This is a genomic window from Streptomyces sp. McG3 (assembly GCF_018619185.1).
In the GTDB taxonomy this organism is placed as follows: Bacteria; Actinomycetota; Actinomycetes; order Streptomycetales; family Streptomycetaceae; genus Streptomyces.
This window is the reverse complement of sequence record NZ_JAAXYC010000467.1, coordinates 1-4329: the sequence shown is the minus strand read 5'-3', so window position 1 is coordinate 4329 and position 4329 is coordinate 1. Positions and strand designations below refer to the sequence as shown.

Here is a 4329-nt window from a genome sequence, read left to right as displayed (position 1 = left end):
GGGCCGGTCCGGCCCCCTGGCGGCGGGGTGTCCGGGCCACCGCCGGGGAAGGGGCTCACCGGCAGCGCCTGCTCGGGCCTGCTCGCGGCCCACCGGTAGAAGTCGGCCGCGGGCGGCAGACCGGCCGGCCGGCCGGACAGCGCGGCGCGGTAGGCGTGCGCCATGTCGTCGAGGACGACGCGCCACGACAACCCGTCGACGACGAGGTGATGGGCGATCAGTGCCAGCCGGTCGTCGGCTCCCGGGCCACCTGAGAAGAGATGGAAGCGGATGAGGCGGCCGGCCTCGGGGTCGAGGCTCCGCTGCAGTTCGGTGCCCAGGGCCGCGATCTCCTCCGCGACGTTCCCGGGGCGCCGGACGCGGGAGAAGCTGACGAGATCCAGCTGGTCCAACGGCCGGGGAGCCCCGGGCCCGTGCGGGCCGACGGGGCGGCGCAGCGCCGGGTGACGCTCCACCACGGCCGCCGCCGCGGTGACGAGGGCGGCCGGATCGACCTTCCTCGCGCAGCGGAGCAGCACCGACTGGTTCCAGTGCCGGGGGTTGTCGACGCCCTGGCCGAAGAACCAGCGCTGGGCGGGGGCGAGCGCGCCGGGCCCGCTGGGCAGCTCCGTGGCGGGGGCTTCGGCAGCGGCCCGCGGTGCCGTCGCGCGTACGGCGGACGCCAGACGCCGGGAGGTGGGGTGGCGGTAGAAGTCCGCGTAGGCGGCGTGGTGACCGTGGCGGCGGAGCTGGGAGACCGTGCGCATGGCGAGTATGGAGTCGCCGCCCAGCTCCAGGACGTCGGCGTCCGGATCCACCGCGGGCAGGCCCAATGCCTCGGCCCAGAGCTTCGCTATCTCCTGTGCCAGGGGCGCCACTTCGGGCCCGGGAGACGCCGGGTTCCCGGCCCGTCCGGCCAGCACGGCGTCGAGGGCGGCCGCCAGCCGTGGGGTGTCCAGCTTCCCGTTGGGGCCGAGGGGGAACTCCCTGAGCACGATGAGCGGCTGGGGCACGGAGTACGCGGGCAGGCGGCTGTTCAGGTGCGCACGCACGGCGTCGAGCAGCCGGTGCTCCTCCACCGCACCGTCGGCGGGCCGGACGGCGGCCAGCAGCCGGTTGCCGGTGGCGGTGCCCCGTACGACGACGGCGCAGAGCTCGACGCCGGGGACCTGCCGGACGAGGTGCTCGACCTCGGAGGGGTCGACCAGATACCCCCGGATCTTGGTCTGCCGGTCCAGCCGGCCGAGGAAGACGAGCTGTCCGTCGGGACGCCGCCGGCAGAGGTCGCCCGTGCGGTACGTACGGGCCCCTCCGTGCGGGACGAAGCGCCGTGCGGTCTGCTCGGGACGGCCGAAGTACCCGGCGCTGACGCCGCGCCCCCCGATGTGGAGGTGGCCGGACTCACCGTCGGCGACGGGGGAACCGGCGCTGTCGAGCAGGTCGAGGGTCGCCTCGCCCAGTGGCGTGCCGATCGGGACCGTCTCCTCGTCCTCCGGCAGTTCCCCGGCCGATGTGGCGAGGAAACAGGCCGCCCCGACCGTCGTCTCGGTCGGGCCGTAGTGGTTGAGGAGCCGGTGGACACCCTCGTCGTGCAGCAGTGAGGCGCCCAGGGACCGGGGGAGGGGCTCACCGCCGAGGATCAGCGTCCCCGGGCGGTAGGGAGCCGTCCCGCGCCGCGGGCCCGGGCGGTCCCTCCAGAGCTCCGCCATGTGGGAGGGGGTCGTCTTCACGACCGAACACCCCGCTTCGCGCAGCGCCGCCCAGCAGGCGGGGGTGTCCCTGGCGTGCTCGTCGCCGACCACATGGGTGCGCCCGGCGGTGGCGAGGGCCAGCAGCCAGCTGGTGTGCCCCAGGTCGGCGGCGAGCGTGGTGAGGTGGGCGACGCACGGCGCGTCCGCCTCCGTGAGTTCCAGCCTGTCGCGCAGCGCCAGCGCGTAGTGCACCGCGTTGCCATGGGTGACGACGACGGCCTTGGGCTCGCCGCCCGAGCCGGAGGTGAAGGAGAGATAGGCGGGATCGTCGCTTCCGACGCGAGGAGCGGGACGGTCGCGAGGAGCAGGACTGCCCGGTGGGGGCGGTTCGAACGGTGCGGCGAGGAGGACGTCGGGGTCGGTGTGTTCGACGTACCGGACCCCGGCGGCCGACACGGCCCGGACCTCCTCGTCCGACAGCGCGGTGGTGGTGAGCACCCCGGCGGCGCGTACGGCCGCCAGCCTGCGCAGCCGGTCCTCCGCGCTCCAGGCCGTGTCGAGCGTCACCACGGCCGCACCCGTGCGGAGCACTCCGTGCAGCAGCACGAACAGCCGGCTGTCCCGGCGGCCCAGGATCGCCACCCGGTCGCCCGGTCCGATCCCCGCCCGCCGGAGTCCGGCGGCGACCCGGTCGGCCCCGGCCCCCAGCTCCGCGTACGTGATCACCCGGGCGTGGTCCGTGACGGCCGGCCGGTGCGGGTGGAGCCGCTCGGCCCGGTGGAGGAGCCCGCACAGGGTGGAGGTGTCCGTGGCCGGTACCGCGGTGCGGCCCGGTGGCGCGTCGGCGGGTATCGGCGTCAAGGGCCGGGGGCTCGTGGCGGACGTCGTCATACCGGTTTCCCTTCGCGGAGGGTCCCCAGGCAGGCGGGAAGACTCTCGGCCGCCAGGTAGGCCGTCACGGCGGCCCCACCGCCCAGCCGTCCCGCGACCTCCCACCCGACCATGCGGTGCAGCCCGTCGAGGTGGATGAGCCCCTCCCTGACCCGTACGTCGGAGTAGTCCGGGTGATCCACCGGGCGGGCGCTGAGGTAGACCGCCGTGAACGGGGCACGGGAGAACCGGTCGAGCTTCGCCGCGCAGACCGGATCGGCCTCGGCGTATCCGGCCGGATCGGCACGGATCAGATCCGCGGCGCGACCGACCGTCGAACCCGTTCTCGGCACCAGCTCACGCGTACCGCCTTCACTGGTGTGCCAGGGGAGAACCACACGGAGAATATCGGCCCGGCCGAGTTCGATCCGATACCAGGAACCGAACAGGGAATGCGCCCGGCGCATATTCTCCTCGCCGTCCTTGTTGGTGTTCGCACGGTGCGGGCGGTCTGCCGGATGGTCCCGCCCATAAACACGCAGAACTTCGGAGAATGCGACGGCTTCCACAGCGCTCATGGAAGATCTTCCCACAGCTGTCATCGGCCCACCGCTCCCGGAAACTCCGTGAAGTGCCGCTCATCGAAAAGTTCCGGCCATTGGCCGTGGTCGAGGTCCAGTTCCCTGGCCCGGGCGAGCATGTACCGCCAATACGGCTTCACCGGCCGCCACCGCGCACCGGTGCGGCAGTAGGAGGCGTCGACGAAGTACCGGTTGCGTCCGGCCACGGGGGAGAGCGCGGGGCGGCGGGCATGGAAGACCGCCGAGTTGATCAGAACCGTCGAGCCGCGCGGCAGCCGGTCGATCACCACCTCCCCGGGCAGCGTGGTCGTGCCGAGTGCGGCGCGGAAGTCCTTGGGCACGTCCTCGCGGTGCGATCCGGGCAGCACGGCGAGGCTGCCCACCGCCTCGTCCAGCCCGCCCAGGTAGTGCAGTGCGTGCACCATCGGCAACGACCTGTCCCCGAGGTCGTTGGGTTCGTGGTCGTGATGCCATGGTTTGCCGGAGTCGCCGGCGCCCTGCCGCTGGCTGTGCAGGTGATGGTGGGCGAACGCGCCGCCCATGACAGCGGCCAGGACGGTCATCAGGGGCGGATGCACCAGCAGTTCGCCGTGGGCGGGGAGCTCCAGCTCCAGCACCGGCGGGCGGGCTCCCGCCTGCGGACCGGTACTGCACGCGATGGAACGGTCGCGCAGTCCCTCGTCCATCCACCGGTCCACCTCGGGCACCAGGCGCGCCAGGAGCGGAGGGGGCAGGAGCGCGGGGAGGACCAGATAACCGCGTTCCTCGAAGTTCTTCCGCTCTTCGGTGGGGTCGACGCGGGCCCTCACCCGGGAGCCCGTATTTCCGCCGAATTCCGTTTCTGCGGGGCTTGGGGAAGATCGCAAGATGTACAGTCCTCCGCTCCAGAGGTTGCGTACATTTCTCTTCGCGTGCCTGGCGTGTCTGGCGTGCTCGGTGCGCTTCGCGTTCTTCGCCGAGGATTGCTCGACTTTCGCCGAAAACCGCTCGATGTCGGCGTCGGAGTTCGGGCCGGACGGCCCGGGGCGTGGAACGGGATGTGACGCTATCCCGAGGTGACCCGGACCACAAGCAATGATTTTCGGTCATCGAATTCGATCAGGAATTAGGCCGCCGGCTCCCGCTCCTTGCTCCCGCTTCCGGCCCCCGCTTCCGATCCGGGTTCGGCCTCGGTGGCTGCTTCGCACCCCGGGCGCCTCCCCCCGCCC

Annotated in this window: 3 protein-coding genes; all 3 read right to left on the bottom strand. The window is 72.7% G+C overall.

Annotated elements, in window-relative coordinates:
- Positions 1–2561, bottom strand: a 2561-nt coding sequence (locus HET64_RS36995; RefSeq protein WP_215111618.1) for an AMP-binding protein, incomplete at its 3' end; no start/stop codon positions are given.
- Positions 2558–3118, bottom strand: coding sequence for a DUF6309 family protein (locus tag HET64_RS36990; protein ID WP_251146396.1), 561 nt, complete (start codon positions 3116–3118; stop codon positions 2558–2560). The genes HET64_RS36995 and HET64_RS36990, both read right to left, overlap by 4 nt.
- A 20-nt stretch (positions 3119–3138) precedes the next feature.
- Positions 3139–3930 (bottom strand): phytanoyl-CoA dioxygenase family protein, encoded by a 792-nt coding sequence (locus HET64_RS36985; protein ID WP_308370431.1) that lies wholly within the window; start codon positions 3928–3930, stop codon positions 3139–3141.
- Positions 3931–4329: the final 399 nt, after the last annotated feature.

Coding starts and splice junctions, on each gene's coding strand:
- HET64_RS36990 (WP_251146396.1), bottom strand. CDS start 3,118: ATGAGCGCTGTGGAAGCCGTCGCATTCTCCGAAGTTCTGCGTGTTTAT.